Here is a 16,480-nt window from a genome sequence, read left to right on the forward strand (position 1 = left end):
TATGCTTGAAAACAAAGGGTTCAAAGCCCTTTAACACGTGGCGCCAACTCTATGTTCTGACAGGCGTTTTACCCACGCAAAAAACGAGTGACATTAAGCTAGCACGACCAAAGACAACTTTACACCGTCTGTCGCACATGGCGGGGCCATTTCGCTACAGAATGTGCCCTATCTTCGCGCATCAGGCGTCGACCATGGCCATCGCCTCCTCCACATCCACTGCAACGAGGCGTGAGCACCCCGGCTCATGCATCGTCACCCCCATCAATTGATCCGCCATCTCCATGGCAATCTTGTTATGGGTGATGTAGATGAACTGCACGCTTTCACTCATTTCCTTCACCAGCCGGGCGTAACGCCCGACGTTGGCATCGTCCAGCGGCGCATCGACTTCGTCGAGCATGCAGAACGGTGCGGGGTTCAACTTGAAAATGGCGAACACCAGCGCCAGGGCGGTCAGTGCCTTCTCGCCACCGGACAGCAGATGGATGGTGCTGTTCTTCTTGCCCGGGGGTCGCGCCATGATCGTTACCCCTGTATCGAGTAGATCTTCGCCCGTCAGTTCCAGATAAGCGCTGCCACCACCGAAAACTTTTGGAAAAAGTGCCTGTAATCCGGCATTTATCTGATCAAAGGTATCTTTGAAGCGGTTGCGCGTTTCCTTGTCGATCTTGCGGATGACGTTTTCCAGCGTCTCCAAGGCCTCGACCAGGTCGGCGTTCTGGGCGTCCAGGTAGCGCTTGCGTTCGGACTGCTGCTCGTACTCTTCGATGGCCGCCAGGTTGATCGCGCCCAGGCGCTGGATACGCGCCTCGGTCTGCTCCAGCGCCTGTTCGGTGCTCTGTTCGGTGGCGTCCGCTTCAAGGGTGGCAAGCACGCCTTGCAGGTCGTAGCCGTCGGCCAGCAGTTGTTCCTGCAGGGTCTTGCGCCGCACATCCAGGCCCTGGCATTCCAGGCGTAGCTGCTCCAGCTGGCCACGCAGCAGTTGGGCTTGCTGCTCGGCTTGGGTGCGGCGTTTTTCCGCGTCGCGCAGGGCGCGGTCGGCTTCGTCCATGTGCAGGCGCGCCTGGCGCATTTCTTCGTCGACGCTCATGCGCCGCTCCAGCAGCTCTTCGAGCTTGAGGCGCAGCTCTTCGAGGGGCGCTGCGCCCTCCTCCAGGTTCAGGCTCAGTTGCTCCTGGCGCTCGGTCAGGCGTGCTGCCTGCTGTTCCAGGCGCTCCAGGGCCTGATGGGTGGAGTCGTGCTGGGCACGCAGCGAGCCTAGCCGCACGGCCAACTGGTGGGCGTGGTCCTTGTGCTGACGGGCCTCCTGACGGATGCGATCAAGGCCTTCGCGCAGGGTATCGCGGCGAGCCATCAACTGTTCGCGCTGCTCGGTGTCCTGGGCCATCAGGTCCAGGGCTTCTTGCAGCACCAACCGCGCCTCGCCCAGTTGCTCGTGCTCCAGGGCGCGCTGTTCTTGCAGCTCGGTCAGCTCCTCGTGCAGGCGGCGGCGACGCAATTCGACTTGCTCGGCACGGGCCCGGCTGGCCGACAGGCTGGCCTTGAGCTCGCCGTGCTGGCGGCTTTCTTCCTGGGTGCGGCGGCGCAGTTGCTCGCGCTGTTCTTCCAGGCCCAATTGCTGCTCGCGCAAATCTTGAAGCTGTTGCTCAAGGTGCTCCAGGGCGGCTTCCTGCTCCAGCTGTTGCTGGCCCAGGCGCTCGATCTCCTGGCCACGGGCCAACACCCCGCCTTCGGCCTCGCCGCCTCGGCTGACCCGCAAAAAATGCCGGCCAACCCAATAACCATCGCGGCTAACCAGGCTTTGCCCTTCAGCCAGGGTCGCACGCAGTGCCAGCGCCTGGGCCAGGTCATCGACCGGCTTGACCTGCCCCAGCCAGGGGGTCAGGTCGGTACGCCCTTCGACTTTATCCAGCAGGCTGCCCGCCAGCCGCGCACCCTCGCCACTTGCCAGCAGCAAGCGCAACTCGCCTTGCTCCAGGTCGGCAAAAGCCAGGTTGTTGAAATCATCAACCAGCACGGCCTGCAGATCGGCGCCAAGCACCGTCTCCACGGCCAGCTCCCAGCCCGGCTCGACCCGCAGCCCTTCGGCCAGGCGCGGGCGCTGTGCCAGGCCCTGCTCGCGCAACCAGTCTGCGGCACCCACGCCCGGCTCCAGCGCGGCCTGCTGCAAGGCCTCCAGTGATGCCAACCGCCCGCCCAGGCGCTGCAGGTCACCCTGCGCCTGTTGTTGCGCCTGGGTGGCCTGCTGCAATTGCTCGCGCGTGCCTTCGAGTTGCTCGACCACTTGCTCTTCGGACAGTTGCAACGTTTCGAGCAGCATCTCGCTGCTGGCCAACTGCTCGGACAACTCGACCAGAGCCGCGTCCTGCGGCTCGGCACCTAACAGGTCGCGTTCTTCACCCAGCTTGCGCTGGCGCTCCGACAAGCGCTCCAGGCTGGCTTCAAGCTGCTGCAGGCGGGACTGTTGCACTTCTGCCTGACGGCGGGGCTCGGCGGAGCGGGTGTTGAAGGTGTCCCATTGTTCTTGCCAGCCGTGCATGCCCAGCTCGGCTTCTTCGAGGGTGGCAGCGGCTTCTTCGGCGGCCGCCAGGGTCATTTCCTGTTCGGGCTCGAGCATGGCCAGCTCTTCGCCGAGGGTGGCCAGCAAGGTGCGGTCATGGCCCAGGTGGGACTCGGTCTCCAAGCGCGTGCGCTCAGCTTCCTTGAAGTCGTCCTGCAACTGGCGAAGGCGCTGCTGGCCGTGCTGGATGCTCTGCTCGACCCGGGCAATGTCGCCCGCTACTGAATAGAAGCGGCCCTGCACCTGGTTGAAGCGCTCGGACAATTCGTGGTGGCCATCGCGCAGGCGCTCGATACTCGCGTCGGCGTTGCGCTGCTCGGCCACCAAGGCCTCGTGAGACACGTCCTGATCACCGATCACCGCCTCGCGCTGGCGTACGCGTTCGTCCAGGTCGCGCCAGCGCAGGGCCGACAAGCGGGCTTTCAGCTGGCGTTCCTGGGCCTTGTACTCACGGTACTTTTCGGCTGCCTGGGCCTGACGGTGCAGGCGTTCGAGCTGGCGTTCGAGCTCGTCACGCAAGTCGGTCAGGCGCGCCAGGTTTTCCTGGGTGCGGCGGATGCGGTTCTCGGTCTCGCGGCGGCGCTCCTTGTACTTGGAGATACCCGCCGCTTCTTCGATGAAGTTGCGCAGCTCTTCGGGCTTGGCTTCGATCAGCTTGGAGATCATGCCCTGCTCGATGATCGAGTAGCTGCGCGGCCCAAGGCCGGTGCCGAGGAAAATATCGGTGATGTCCCGGCGACGGCATTTTGCGCCGTTGAGGTAATAGCTGTTCTGCGCGTCGCGGGTCACCTTGCGGCGGATGGAGATTTCAGCGTAAGCCGCGTACTCCCCGACCAAGGTGTTGTCGCTGTTGTCGAACACCAGCTCGATACTGGCCTGGCTGACCGGTTTGCGGCTGGTAGAGCCGTTGAAGATGACGTCGGTCATCGACTCGCCACGCAGGTTCTTCGCCGAACTCTCGCCCATCACCCAGCGTACCGCGTCGATGATGTTGGATTTGCCGCAACCGTTGGGGCCTACCACGGCCGCCATGTTGCTGGGGAAGTTGACCGTGGTGGGGTCGACGAACGACTTGAACCCGGCCAGGCGAATGCACTTGAGGCGCATCGTCAGGCCCGGGCCAACGCCGCCAGCACCAGCTCACAGCTGCGCTGGCAATAGGCGGTGAGCACCTCGCGAATGCGCGGCAGGTCGCGGGCGACCACCGCCTCGAGCAGGCGCGCGAACAGCTCCAGGTAGTCGTCCGTGCTGGCCTGGCGTTGGTCCAGGGCCAGGTAGTAGGCGCGGCTCATGGCCGGCTGCAGGTTTTCGACGGTTTCCTGCAGGTACGGGTTGTCGGCGAACGGGTAGGCAGCCCGCATGACGGCGAAGCTTTCGGCGACGAAGGCCTTGATGTCTTGCTGGTCGCGGGCATGCTGCAAGCGCTGCTGGATCTCCAGAAACGGGCGCAAGTCGGCCTCCAGGCGCCATTTTTGTGCAACGGCGTTGCCCAGCAGGATGTAGAACTCACCCATCAAGTTGCACAGGCTGCGCACACTGCGCTCGTCCAGCTTGGTCACATGCGCACCGCGACGCGGCAAGATCGCTACCAGGTGGCGACGTTCGAGGATCAACAGCGCTTCACGCACCGAGCCGCGGCTGACATTCAGCGCCTGGGTAACCTTCTGCTCCTGAATGCGCTCGCCCGGCGCCAGCTCGCCGCGAATAATGCGTTCGGCCAGGTAATCGGCAATCTGCTCGGAGAGGCTGTCCGGGGCCTTGAACGTCATGGTTTTCCTTCAAAATCATTGAACTGGGCACAAGGGGCGGATTGTAGCGTACTTGACCCGCACTCGCGCAGAGGGACCTTGCGCTTTATTTGGCCTGCCAGGCAGCTGCCTGCACGGCGCGATCTATGCTTGTGATATGGGCAATGTGTTCGGCCGGGTGTAGACATACGCATTTTCCTGACCTTTGAGTCAGAAAAATATTGACCAGTTCGTCAGGTCTGCTTATTGTCCGCCCAACAACAATAAAACCATTGCGAGGCCATCCCCGTGATCCAGTTTCTCGTCAACCAGGAGCTGCGTAATGAGCACGCCCTGGACCCTAACATGACGGTGCTGCAATACCTGCGCGAGCACCTGGGCAAACCCGGCACCAAGGAAGGCTGCGCCAGCGGTGACTGCGGTGCGTGTACCGTGGTGGTCGGTGAATTGACCCAGGACGACCAAGGCCAGGATACCCTGCGCTACCGTAGCCTCAACTCATGCCTGACGTTCGTTTCGTCACTGCATGGCAAGCAGTTGATCAGCGTCGAAGGCCTCAAGCACCAGGGTGAACTGCACAGCGTGCAAAAAGCCATGGCCGACTGCCATGGCTCGCAATGCGGCTTCTGCACCCCAGGCTTTGTCATGTCGCTGTTCGCCCTGCAGAAAAACAGCCAAGGCGCCGACGTGCATCAGGCCCAGGAAGCCTTGGCCGGCAACCTGTGCCGCTGCACCGGCTACCGGCCGATCCTCGATGCCGCCGAGCAAAGCTGCCGCCAGCCTTGCCGCGATCAGTTCGACGCCCAGCAAGCCCAAACCATCAGCCGCCTCAAGGCCATCGCGCCAACCCAGACCGGCGAGCTCAACAGCGGCGACAAACGCTGCCTGGTGCCGCTGACTGTGGCCGACCTGGCCGACCTGTACAGCTCGCACCCCGAAGCACGTCTACTGGCCGGTGGTACTGACCTGGCGCTGGAAGTGACCCAGTTCCACAAGACCCTGCCGGTGATGATCTATGTCGGCCATGTGGCCGAGCTCAAGCGCATCGACAAAACCGCCAGCCACCTGGAAATCGGCGCAGCCACCCCGCTCACTGACTGCTACGAGGCGCTCAACGCCGAGTACCCTGATTTCGGCGACCTGCTGCACCGCTTCGCCTCGCTGCAGATCCGCAACCAGGGCACCCTGGGCGGCAATATCGGCAACGCGTCGCCGATTGGTGACTCGCCGCCCCTGCTGATCGCCCTGGATGCCCAGGTGGTGCTGCGTCAAGGCGAACGCCAACGCACCCTGGCGCTGGAGGACTACTTCATCGACTACCGCATCACCGCGCGCCAGGACAGCGAGTTCATCGAGAAGATCATCGTGCCGCGCGCCAGTGAGGATTGGGCCTTCCGCGCCTATAAAGTGTCCAAGCGTCTGGATGACGACATCTCTGCCGTGTGCGCAGCGTTCAACCTGAGCATCGAGAACGGGGTGGTCAGCGGCGTGCGTATCGCCTTCGGTGGCATGGCCGCGATACCCAAACGCGCCCGCGCCTGCGAAGCAGCCCTGCGCGGCAAGCCATGGAACCAGGCCAGCATCGAGCGCGCCTGCCAGGCCCTGGCCGAAGACTTCACCCCGCTCAGCGACTTCCGCGCCAGCAAGGAATACCGCCTGCTGACGGCGCAAAACCTGCTGCGCAAGTACTTCATCGAACAGCAAACGCCGTACATCGAAACCCGGGTGACCGCTTATGTCTAACCATCACGTAGCCAAGAGCCAGGCCGAGATGGCCGAACTGTTCAGCCAGGACCTGACCACCGGGGTCGGCCGCAGCGTCAAGCACGACAGCGCCGACAAGCACGTGGCCGGCGAAGCGGTGTACATCGATGACCGCCTCGAATTCCCTAACCAGTTGCACGTCTATGCGCGCACCGCCGACCGTGCCCATGCGCGCATCCTGCGCATCGACACCACGCCGTGCTATGCCTTCGAAGGCGTGCGCATCGCCATCACCCACGAAGACATCCCGGGCCTCAAGGACATCGGCCCAGTAGTGGCCGGTGACCCGCTGCTGGCCATCGACAAGGTCGAGTTCTTTGGTCAACCGGTGCTCGCCGTGGCCGCCCGTGACCTGGAAACCGCCCGCCGCGCCGCCATGGCGGCCATCGTCGAGTACGAAGACCTGGAGCCGGTACTGGATGTGGTCGAAGCGTTGCGCAAGAAGCACTTCGTGCTCGACAGCCACACCCACCAACGCGGCGACTCGGCCGCGGCCTTGGCCAGTGCTCCGCATCGCCTGCAAGGTACCTTGCACATCGGTGGCCAGGAGCACTTCTACCTGGAGACGCAGATTTCTTCGGTGATGCCCACCGAGGACGGCGGCATGATCGTCTACTGCTCCACGCAAAACCCCACCGAGGTGCAGAAGCTGGTGGCCGAGGTGCTGGACGTGCCGATGAACAAGGTCGTCCTCGACATGCGCCGCATGGGTGGTGGTTTCGGCGGCAAGGAAACCCAGGCCGCCAGCCCGGCCTGCCTGTGCGCGGTCATTGCGCGCCTGACCGGCCAGCCGACCAAGATGCGCCTGCCGCGCGTCGAAGACATGACCATGACCGGCAAGCGTCACCCGTTTTATGTCGAGTACGACGTTGGCTTCGATGACAACGGCCGCCTGCACGGTATCAACTTCGACCTGGCCGGCAACTGCGGCTACTCGCCCGACCTGTCCGGCTCAATCGTCGACCGCGCCATGTTCCACTCCGACAACGCCTATTACCTGGGCGATGCCACCGTGCATGGCCACCGCTGCAAGACCAACACCGCCTCCAACACCGCCTACCGCGGCTTCGGCGGCCCACAGGGCATGGTCGCCATCGAACAGGTGATGGACCACATCGCCCGCCACCTGGGCCGTGACCCGCTGGCCGTGCGCAAAGCCAACTATTACGGCAAGACCGAGCGCAACGTCACCCACTACTACCAGACCGTCGAGCACAACATGCTCGACGAGATGACCGCCGACCTGGAAGCCAGCAGCGATTACGCCGAACGCCGTGAGTCGATCCGCCGGTTCAATGCCAACAGCCCGATCCTCAAGAAGGGCCTGGCGCTGACTCCGGTCAAGTTCGGCATCTCGTTCACCGCCACCTTCCTCAACCAGGCGGGGGCGCTGATCCACATTTACACCGACGGCAGCATCCACCTGAACCACGGCGGCACCGAGATGGGCCAGGGCCTGAATACCAAAGTCGCCCAGGTGGTGGCGCAGATCTTCCAGGTCGATTTCGACCGTATCCAGATCACCGCCACCAACACCGACAAGGTGCCCAACACTTCGCCAACCGCGGCCTCCAGCGGCGCCGACCTGAACGGCAAGGCAGCGCAAAACGCCGCCGAGATTCTCAAGAAGCGCCTGACCGAATTCGCCGCGCGGCACTACCAGGTGACCGAAGAGGACGTCGAGTTCCGCAATGGCCATGTGCGCGTGCGCGACCAGATCGTCAGCTTCGAGCAACTGGTGCAGCAGGCGTACTTCGCCCAGGTGTCGCTGTCGAGCACCGGCTTCTACCGCACGCCGAAAATCTTCTACGACCGCAGCCAGGCCCGCGGCCGGCCGTTCTATTACTTCGCCTTTGGCGCGGCCTGCGTGGAAGTGATCGTCGACACGCTGACCGGCGAGTACAAGATGCTGCGCGCCGACATCCTGCATGACGTGGGCGACTCGCTGAACCCGGCCATCGACATCGGCCAGGTCGAAGGCGGCTTCATCCAGGGCATGGGGTGGCTGACCACCGAGGAACTGGTGTGGAATGCCAAGGGCAAACTGATGACCAACGGCCCGGCCAGCTACAAGATCCCGGCAGTAGCCGACATGCCGCTGGACATGCGCGTGAAGCTGGTGGAAAACCGCAAGAACCCGGAGGACACCGTGTTCCATTCCAAGGCCGTGGGCGAGCCGCCGTTCATGCTCGGCATCGCCGCCTGGTGTGCGATCAAGGACGCCGTGGCGAGCTTGGCCGACTACCGCGTGCAGCCGAACATCGACGCACCGGCGACCCCGGAGCGCGTGTTGTGGGGCTGTGAGCAGATGCGCAAGGAAGTGGCTCAGCAGCAATTTGCCGAACAAGAACTGGAAACCGTGACTCACTGACATCGCGTAACCCTGTGGGAGCGGGCTTGCCCCGCGAATACGAGGGTGTGGCCACTGCCGCATTCGCGGGGCAAGCCCGCTCCCACAAGGACAATGTCAGCCTTCAAGAGAGGTTGAATCATGCACCAATGGATCAACGCCCTCGCCGACCACCAGTCCCGTGGCGAACCCTGCGTACTGGTCACCATCATCGAGGAACGCGGCTCTACCCCGCGCAACGCCGGCTCGAAAATGGTCGTCAGTGCCACCGCGCTGTTCGACACCATCGGCGGCGGCCACCTGGAATACAAGGCCCTGCACATCGCCCGGCAGATGCTCGAAGCACAACGCACCACCCCGCACCTGGAGCGCTTCAGCCTCGGTGCCAGCCTCGGCCAGTGCTGCGGCGGCGTCACCGTGCTGCTGTTCGAACCGATGGCCGCAGTGCAGGCGCAGATCGCGGTGTTCGGTGCGGGCCATGTCGGCCGCGCTCTGGTACCCTTGCTCGCCGCGCTGCCCTGCCGGGTGCGCTGGATCGATTCGCGCGATCAGGAATTCCCCGAGCTCATCCCCCCTGGGGTGACCAAGGTGGTCAACGAGGAGCCGGTCGATGAAGTGGCCGAGCTGCCAGCCGGTTGCTATTGCATCGTCATGACCCATAACCACCAGCTCGACCTGGAACTGACCGCCGCCATTCTCAAGCGCAACGATTTCACCTGGTTCGGCCTGATCGGCTCGAAGACCAAACGGGCCAAGTTCGAGCACCGCCTGCGCGAGCGCGGCTACGACGCTGCCGTCATGGCCCGCATGCGCTGCCCCATGGGCATTGCCGAGGTCAAGGGCAAGCTGCCGATCGAGATCGCCGTGTCCATCGCCGCGGAAGTCATTGCCACCTACAACGCCTGCTTCGGCCAGCATGACGCTGCCGCCAACGCCGGCCCCATTGCCCAGTTGCTGCCGCCCTCCCGGCGCAGCCAAGCCATTTGACGAGCGCTTTATGACCGCAACCCGCAAAGCCTACCGTGCCGCCATCCTGCACAGCATCGCCGACCCGGCCGAGGTCGGCCTGGAGGCCTCCCATGAATACTACGAAGACGGCCTGCTGGTGGTCGACGATGGCCGCATCAGCGCCATCGGCCACGCCAGCGAGCTGCTGCCGACCCTGGATGCCGGTATCGACGTGGTGCATTACCAGGATGCCCTGATCACCCCGGGCTTCATCGATACCCATATTCACTTCCCACAGACCGGCATGATCGGCTCCTACGGCGAACAGCTGCTGGACTGGCTCAACACCTACACCTTCCCGTGCGAAAAACAGTTCGCCGACAAGGGCCACGCTGACCAGGTCGCGAAAATCTTCCTCAAGGAACTGCTGCGCAACGGCACCACCACGGCCCTGGTGTTCGGCAGCGTGCACCCGGAGTCGGTCAACGCCCTGTTCGAAGAAGCCGAACGGCTCGACCTGCGGATGATCGCCGGCAAGGTGATGATGGACCGCAATGCCCCTGATTACCTGACTGACACGGCCGAGTCTGGTTACACCGAAAGCAAGGCACTGATTGAGCGCTGGCACGGCAAGGGCCGCCTGCACTATGCGGTCACCCCGCGTTTCGCACCGACCAGCACTCCAGCGCAACTGACCCTGGCCGGCCAATTGCTCAAGGAGCACCCGGGCGTGTACCTGCACACGCACCTGTCGGAGAACCTCAAGGAGATCGACTGGGTCAAGTCGCTGTTCCCCGAGCAGAAAGGCTACCTGGACGTCTATGACCACTTCGAGCTGCTGGGCGAGCGCTCGGTGTTCGCCCACGGCGTGCACCTGTGCGACGACGAGTGCCAGCGCCTGGCCGAAACCGGCTCGGCCGTGGCCTTCTGCCCGACCTCCAACCTGTTCCTGGGCAGCGGTTTGTTCAACCTGCCCCAGGCCGAGCGCTTCAAGGTCAACGTTGGCCTGGGCACCGACGTGGGCGCCGGCACCAGCTTCTCGCTGCTCAACACACTGAACGAGGCGTACAAGGTCATGCAACTGCAGGGCGCACGCCTGCACCCGTACAAGTCGCTGTACCTGGCCACCCTCGGCGGCGCCCGCGCACTGCGCCTGGACGACCGCATTGGTAGCCTGCGCGCCGGCAACGATGCCGACTTCGTGGTGCTCGACTACAAGGCCACGCCGCTGTTGGACTACCGTATTCAGCAGTCCAACAGCATCGAAGAGACCTTGTTCGTGCTCACCACCCTGGGCGATGACCGCACTGTGCGCGAAACCTACGCCGCTGGGCGTTGCGTGCACCAGCGCTAAGGCTCTTTCGCCAGGCCCCGGTACAACGCGCCGCCGATCGCTGCCCCGATCAGCGGCGCCAGCCAGAACAGCCACAGCTGCTGCAGGGCCCAGCCACCGACGAACAGTGCCGGCCCCGTGCTACGCGCGGGGTTGACCGAGGTATTGGTCACCGGGATCGAGATCAGGTGGATCAGGGTCAGGGCCAGGCCGATGGCAATCGGCGCAAAGCCTGCCGGGGCGCGGGCATCGGTGGCCCCCATGATCACCACCAGGAACATCGCCGTCATCACCACCTCACTGACAAACCCCGCCCCCAGCGAATAACCGCCGGGCGAGTGATCGGCGTAGCCGTTCGACGCCAACCCCGATGACAACTCGAAACCGGCTTTGCCGCTGGCGATGAAATAGATCACCGCTGCCGCAAGGATGGCGCCGATCACCTGGGCGATAACGTAGGGCAGTAGTTCTTTGGCAGGGAAACGCCCGCCCACCACCAGCCCGAACGACACGGCGGGGTTGAGATGACAGCCAGAGATGTGACCGATGGCGAACGCCATGGTCAGGACAGTGAGGCCAAACGCGAAGGCGACACCGAGAACGCCGATGCCAAGCGGGGAACTGGCTGCGATTACCGCACTGCCGCAGCCACCGAGGACCAGCCAGAAGGTGCCGATCAGTTCGGCCCCCATGCGTGTACCGAGGGACATGCTCATGAACCCTTTCCTCAAGAAGTTGAACGCAACGAATGCGCAAGCCCAACTGCTTGATGAAGGTTTGCTCACAAGAATTTAGCAGACGTTTGGTTTATGGCCAGTAACGACCAGGGGCCGCGTTGCGCCCCATTCGCAGCACAAGGCTGCTCCTACAAAGGATTGTGTAACCCCTGTAGGAGCAGCCTTGTGCTGCGAATGGGCCGCAACGCGGCCCCCTAGTTCATACAAGCAAACGATCAACCCTTGGCAGCAACCTTGGGCTTTTTCAACAGATGCGAAAACACCGCATGCAGATCGTCCGAGGCACTTTCTTCGTCCAGGTTCAGCTTGCTGTCGATGTGGTCCATGTGATGCATCATCAGGCTCACCGCCTGCTCGGCGTCACGCGCTTCGATGGCATCGATCAGCTGCATGTGCTCGTCGTACGAGCAATGCGAGCGGTTGCCGCTTTCGTACTGGGCAATGATCAGCGAGGTCTGCGACACCAGGCTGCGCTGGAAACTGACCAACGGCGCATTACCCGCCGCCTCGGCCAGCTTCAAGTGGAATTCGCCAGACAGGCGGATGCCCGCGCCGCGGTCACCACGGGAGAAGCTGTCACGTTCCTCACGCACCATCTGACGCAGCTCGTTGAGCTGCTCGAGGGTGGCGTGCTGCACGGCCAGTTCGGTGATGGCGCGTTCGACCATGCGCCGCGAGAAGAATACTTGGCGTGCCTCTTCCACCGTCGGGCTGGCCACCACCGCACCGCGGTTGGGCCGCAGCAGCACCACACTTTCGTGGGCCAGGCGCGACAAGGCGCGACGGATGATGGTGCGGCTGACGCCAAAGATCTCGCCCAGCGCTTCCTCGCTCAACTTGGTGCCCGGCGCCAGACGCTGTTCGAGGATCGCCTCGAAAATATGCGCGTAGACGATGTCGTCCTGGGTACCGCTGCGGCCGGCCTTGCCAGCGCGCACAGGTTTTTTCAGAGGTTGCAGCTGTTCGTTCATGGGCTCTCGAGGCACGAAGGAAAGTATGGCGCCATTGTACACAGGCTGAGCCGTTTCTGCAGGTGGCCTTTTACCTATATAGCCGTTGTACGACGCATTGCGCACACAAAAGATAAAACATTATTTGCTTTCTTTGTACACAAAAGCATAATCCACCGTGCAACTTCCTGACCCATAAGTCAACAAAACGGTCAGGCGTCTGCCTTCCCTCGCGGAGCCGCCAAGTGCAAGCGCAGGACAATGGCTCCAAAACAACAAGAAAGACTTGAGGAGTACCCGCTGTGGAAAGCCGCAAATCCGAAGCCCCTACGCTGGATCTCGCCCCACCGCTCGAAACGAGCTGGCTGGAGCGGATTTTCAAACTCAAGCAACATGGCAGCACCGTCAAAACCGAAATGATCGCCGGGGTGACCACCTTCATCACCATGGCGTACATCATCTTCGTCAACCCCAACATCATGGCTGACGCCGGCATCGACCACGGCGCGGCGTTCGTCGCCACCTGCATTGCCGCCGCGCTGGGCTGCCTGCTGATGGGCCTGTACGCCAACTGGCCGGTGGGCCTGGCGCCTGGCATGGGCCTAAATGCCTTCTTCACCTACACCGTGGTCGGCACCATGGGCTACAACTGGGAAACGGCACTGGGCGCGGTGTTCGTCTCGGGTGTGCTGTTCATGTTCCTGACCTTGTCAAAAGTGCGCGAGTGGCTGCTCAACAGCATCCCGCTGAGCCTGCGCCATGCAATGGGGGCCGGCGTCGGATTGTTTCTCGGGCTGATCGGCCTCAAGACTGCAGGCATCATCGTCGACAGCCCAGCCACGCTGATCAAACTGGGATCGCTGCATGAACCCGGTCCACTGCTGGCGGCGCTGTGCTTCCTGTCGATTGCCATCCTCAGCTACAAGCGGGTGTTCGGCGCGATCCTGATCAGCATCATCGGCGTCACCCTGGCGGGCTGGGGCCTGGGCCTGGTGAAATTTGGCGGGGTGATGTCGATGCCGCCAAGCCTGGCGCCCACCTGGATGGCCATGGATGTGGCCGGCGTGTTCAACGTCAGCATGATCAGCGTGGTGCTGGCGTTCCTGTTCGTGCACATGTTCGACACCGCCGGCACCCTGATGGGCGTGGCGCAACGCGCCAACCTGGTGGCAGCGGATGGCTGCATCGAAAACCTGTCGCGGGCGTTGAAGGCCGACAGTGCATCGAGCGTGTTCGGTGCCGTGGTCGGCGTACCGCCAGTGACCAGCTATGTGGAAAGTGCTGCGGGGGTTGCGGCGGGTGGCCGTACGGGCCTGACTGCCGTCGTGGTCGGCCTGCTGTTCGTCGCCGCGATGTTCTTCGCGCCGCTGGCGGGGATGATTCCTGCCTATGCCACTGCCGGTGCGCTGATCTATGTAGCGATGCTGATGATGGGCAGCATGGCCCACATCCACTGGGACGAAGCCACCGACAGCATTCCGGCGATCGTCACGGTGATCATGATGCCGCTGACCTTCTCGGTCGCGGACGGTATTGCCCTGGGGTTCATCACCTATGTGGCGCTGAAGGCGGGGACTGGCAAGTACAAGGAAATCTCGGCCAGCCTGTGGGTGCTGTGTGCGATTTTCATTGCCAAGTTTGTGTTCCTCTGACACCCACTTGCACTCACAAAGGGCGCCTCGGCGCCCTTTTTTGGTGCCTCAACTGGCCTCTTCGCGGGCAAGACCCACAGGTTTGCTCCACTGCCCGGCAGAGCGACGCGATCTCTGTGGGAGCGGGCTCGCCCGCGAAGAGGCCAGTTGAGGCAACACAAAAACACCAGACGAAAAAAAGCCCGCCAGTGTGAGAGCGGGCCAAAGGACCTACGAAGATTCTTCTAGCGACCAACTAGCTTCCGCGATAGGTCGAATAGCTGTACGGCGAGATCAGCAGCGGCACGTGGTAATGCTCCTGTTTCTCGTCGATGCCAAAGCGCAGCACGACAACATCCAAAAACGCCTGGGCCGGCAGTTGCACACCGCGAGCGCGGTAGTAATCGCCAGCGCTGAACTGCAACTGGTAAACGCCCGTGCGGTAATCGTCACCCTGCAGCAACGGCGCATCAACGCGGCCATCGCTGTTGGTCAGGGCGGTGTTCACCAGCTCCAGCTGTTGGCCTTCGACACGGTACAACTCGACCTTGATCGAGCTGCCCGGGCAGCCATGCGCGGCATCCAGTACGTGTGTGGTCAAACGTCCCATTGCTTGTCGCCTCTTGTTCAATCTGTGGGCAAAAAATACACGGCCATCATCACGCCAACCGGCCTGCGATGTGCGGGAATGACGTTATTAAGACATTCCATCGCCAAATTGTACACAATTTTTTGAACCCATCCGTCGCGGCCCTGGCAAACCCGCCAACAGTCGCAAATACAGGCACCGTGCCGAGGCCAACGTCATTAGCTGACCAATCAGGCAGGTTTATTGCAAGGGATTCTCAAGCGACAAAAGGGAAGAAATGCGGAAAAACAGGCTTACAAAAGATTTCAGAAGTTGTATACAATCAGCCCATCCGGTGGTGCGACATACCGACGCGGCCCGCCCACCCCGCACTAACACACAAGAAGGAAGACTGCAGTGAGCGCTGACTATCCTCGCGACCTGATCGGTTACGGCAACAACCCACCTCACCCGCAATGGCCGGGCAACGCCCGCATTGCCCTGTCTTTCGTCCTCAATTACGAAGAAGGTGGCGAGCGCAACATCCTGCACGGTGACAAAGAGTCCGAAGCCTTCCTGTCCGAGATGGTCGCCGCCCAGCCGTTGCAGGGCCAACGCAACATGAGCATGGAGTCGCTGTACGAGTATGGCAGCCGTGCTGGCGTGTGGCGCCTGCTCAAGCTGTTCAAGGACAGCGGCGTACCGCTGACCGTGTTCGCCGTGGCCATGGCCGCCCAGCGCCACCCGGATGTGATCCGCGCCATGGTCGAAGCCGGCCACGAGATCTGCAGCCACGGCTACCGCTGGATCGACTACCAGAACATGGACGAGGCCCAAGAGCGCGAGCACATGCTCGAAGCCATCCGCATCCTCACCGAACTGACCGGCGAGCGCCCTGTGGGCTGGTACACCGGCCGCACCGGCCCGAATACCCGCCGCCTGGTGATGGAGGAAGGTGGTTTCCTCTATGACAGCGACACCTACGACGACGACCTGCCCTACTGGGAGCCGAACAACCCCACCGGCAAGCCGCACCTGGTGATCCCCTACACCCTGGACACCAACGACATGCGTTTCACCCAGGTACAAGGCTTCAACTGCGGCGAGCAGTTCTTCCAGTACCTCAAGGACGCCTTCGATGTGCTGTACGCCGAAGGCGCCGAAGCGCCGAAGATGCTCTCCATCGGCCTGCACTGCCGGCTGGTCGGCCGCCCGGCGCGCCTGGCCGCGCTCAAGCGCTTCGTCGACTACGCCAAGAGCCATGACCAGGTCTGGTTCGCCCGTCGCGCGGACATCGCCCGCCACTGGCACACCACCCACCCGTACAAGAAAGAGAACGCCTGATGACCGCTTTCAAGACCCTCACGCCATCGACCCTGGGCCGCGACGCCTTCGTCGCCGCCTTCGCCGACATCTACGAGCACTCGCCGTGGGTCGCTGAAAAAGCCTATGGCCTGGGCAACCTGAGCGAGCTGGACGAGATCGAAGTGCTGCACCAGCGCATGAGCGACATCCTGCTCAGCGCCAACCACGCCGACCAGCTGGCGCTGATCAACGCTCACCCGGACCTGGCCGGCAAAGCCGCCATCCAGGGCGAGCTGACCGAATCGAGCACCAACGAGCAGGCCGGTGCCGGTATCCACCAGTGCACCGCCGAAGAGTTCGCCCGTTTCACCGAGCTCAACGACGCCTACAAGGCCAAGTTCCAGTTCCCCTTCATCATGGCCGTGAAGGGCAGCAACCGGCACCAGATCCTCGCCGCTTTCGAGAAACGCATCCACAACGACGCGGATGCCGAATTCAAGGAAGCCCTGGCGCAGATCAACCTGATCGCCCTGTTCCGTCTGCTGCAGCTGTAAGCAACAGCCGAACCTCATTCAGAAAACGA

12 protein-coding genes are annotated in these 16,480 nt (G+C 62.7%); 7 read left to right on the forward strand and 5 right to left on the reverse strand.

All coding sequences use genetic code 11. The features are described 5' to 3' along the window. Positions 1-181: 181 nt before the first annotated feature. Both smc and D886_RS0105585 read right to left on the reverse strand, forming a co-directional pair. A complete protein-coding gene (smc, locus tag D886_RS0105580; protein ID WP_027592946.1) occupies positions 182-3,670 on the reverse strand; it encodes a chromosome segregation protein SMC in 3,489 nt (1,162 codons plus the stop codon). 2 nt (positions 3,671-3,672) lie between these two features. Next, on the reverse strand, positions 3,673-4,332 hold the full coding sequence (locus D886_RS0105585; RefSeq protein ID WP_027592947.1) for a GntR family transcriptional regulator: 660 nt from the start codon (positions 4,330-4,332) through the stop codon (positions 3,673-3,675). 267 nt (positions 4,333-4,599) lie between these two features. Here D886_RS0105585 and xdhA point away from each other — a divergent pair, with 267 nt between their 5' ends. From xdhA to guaD, 4 genes are all read left to right on the forward strand, one after another. Continuing rightward, positions 4,600-6,054 carry a xanthine dehydrogenase small subunit gene (gene xdhA, locus D886_RS0105590; RefSeq protein WP_027592948.1) on the forward strand — a complete coding sequence of 485 codons (1,455 nt, stop codon included), beginning with the start codon at positions 4,600-4,602 and terminating at the stop codon, positions 6,052-6,054. Beyond that, positions 6,047-8,446, forward strand: coding sequence for a xanthine dehydrogenase molybdopterin binding subunit (gene xdhB / locus D886_RS0105595; protein WP_027592949.1), 2,400 nt, complete (start codon positions 6,047-6,049; stop codon positions 8,444-8,446). The genes xdhA and xdhB overlap by 8 nt, the downstream gene beginning before the upstream one ends. A 120-nt stretch (positions 8,447-8,566) precedes the next feature. Continuing rightward, positions 8,567-9,412, forward strand: a complete 846-nt coding sequence (xdhC, locus tag D886_RS0105600) for a xanthine dehydrogenase accessory protein XdhC (protein WP_027592950.1) — start codon at positions 8,567-8,569, stop codon at positions 9,410-9,412. Positions 9,413-9,422: 10 nt separating this feature from the next. Next, positions 9,423-10,727, forward strand: coding sequence for a guanine deaminase (gene guaD / locus D886_RS0105605; RefSeq protein ID WP_027592951.1), 1,305 nt, complete (start codon positions 9,423-9,425; stop codon positions 10,725-10,727). On the opposite strand, the gene aqpZ is transcribed toward guaD, so the two are convergent. Together aqpZ and D886_RS0105615 are read right to left on the reverse strand one after the other, a co-directional pair. Further along, positions 10,724-11,422: an aquaporin Z gene (aqpZ, locus tag D886_RS0105610; protein ID WP_027592952.1), complete on the reverse strand. Its 699-nt coding sequence runs from the start codon at positions 11,420-11,422 to the stop codon at positions 10,724-10,726. The genes guaD and aqpZ overlap by 4 nt on opposite strands. 236 nt (positions 11,423-11,658) lie before the next feature. Beyond that, positions 11,659-12,414, reverse strand: coding sequence for a GntR family transcriptional regulator (locus tag D886_RS0105615; protein WP_027592953.1), 756 nt, complete (start codon positions 12,412-12,414; stop codon positions 11,659-11,661). Between the two features lie 281 nt (positions 12,415-12,695). Between D886_RS0105615 and D886_RS0105620 the strand changes: the two genes are divergently transcribed. Continuing rightward, positions 12,696-14,045, forward strand: coding sequence for an NCS2 family permease (locus tag D886_RS0105620; RefSeq protein ID WP_027592954.1), 1,350 nt, complete (start codon positions 12,696-12,698; stop codon positions 14,043-14,045). Positions 14,046-14,280: 235 nt separating this feature from the next. Here D886_RS0105620 and uraH read toward each other — a convergent pair whose 3' ends face one another. Next, a complete protein-coding gene (gene uraH, locus D886_RS0105625; protein WP_027592955.1) occupies positions 14,281-14,634 on the reverse strand; it encodes a hydroxyisourate hydrolase in 354 nt (117 codons plus the stop codon). Positions 14,635-15,009: 375 nt separating this feature from the next. Here uraH and puuE point away from each other — a divergent pair, with 375 nt between their 5' ends. Together puuE and uraD are read left to right on the forward strand one after the other, a co-directional pair. Continuing rightward, positions 15,010-15,936, forward strand: a complete 927-nt coding sequence (gene puuE, locus D886_RS0105630) for an allantoinase PuuE (RefSeq protein ID WP_027592956.1) — start codon at positions 15,010-15,012, stop codon at positions 15,934-15,936. Beyond that, on the forward strand, positions 15,936-16,451 hold the full coding sequence (gene uraD / locus D886_RS0105635) for a 2-oxo-4-hydroxy-4-carboxy-5-ureidoimidazoline decarboxylase (protein ID WP_027592957.1): 516 nt from the start codon (positions 15,936-15,938) through the stop codon (positions 16,449-16,451). Before puuE ends, uraD begins: the two co-directional genes overlap by 1 nt. Positions 16,452-16,480 lie beyond the last annotated feature (29 nt).

The sequence above is a fragment of the Pseudomonas sp. LAIL14HWK12:I7 genome (assembly GCF_000483465.1).
GTDB lineage: Bacteria > Pseudomonadota > Gammaproteobacteria > Pseudomonadales > Pseudomonadaceae > Aquipseudomonas > Aquipseudomonas kermanshahensis.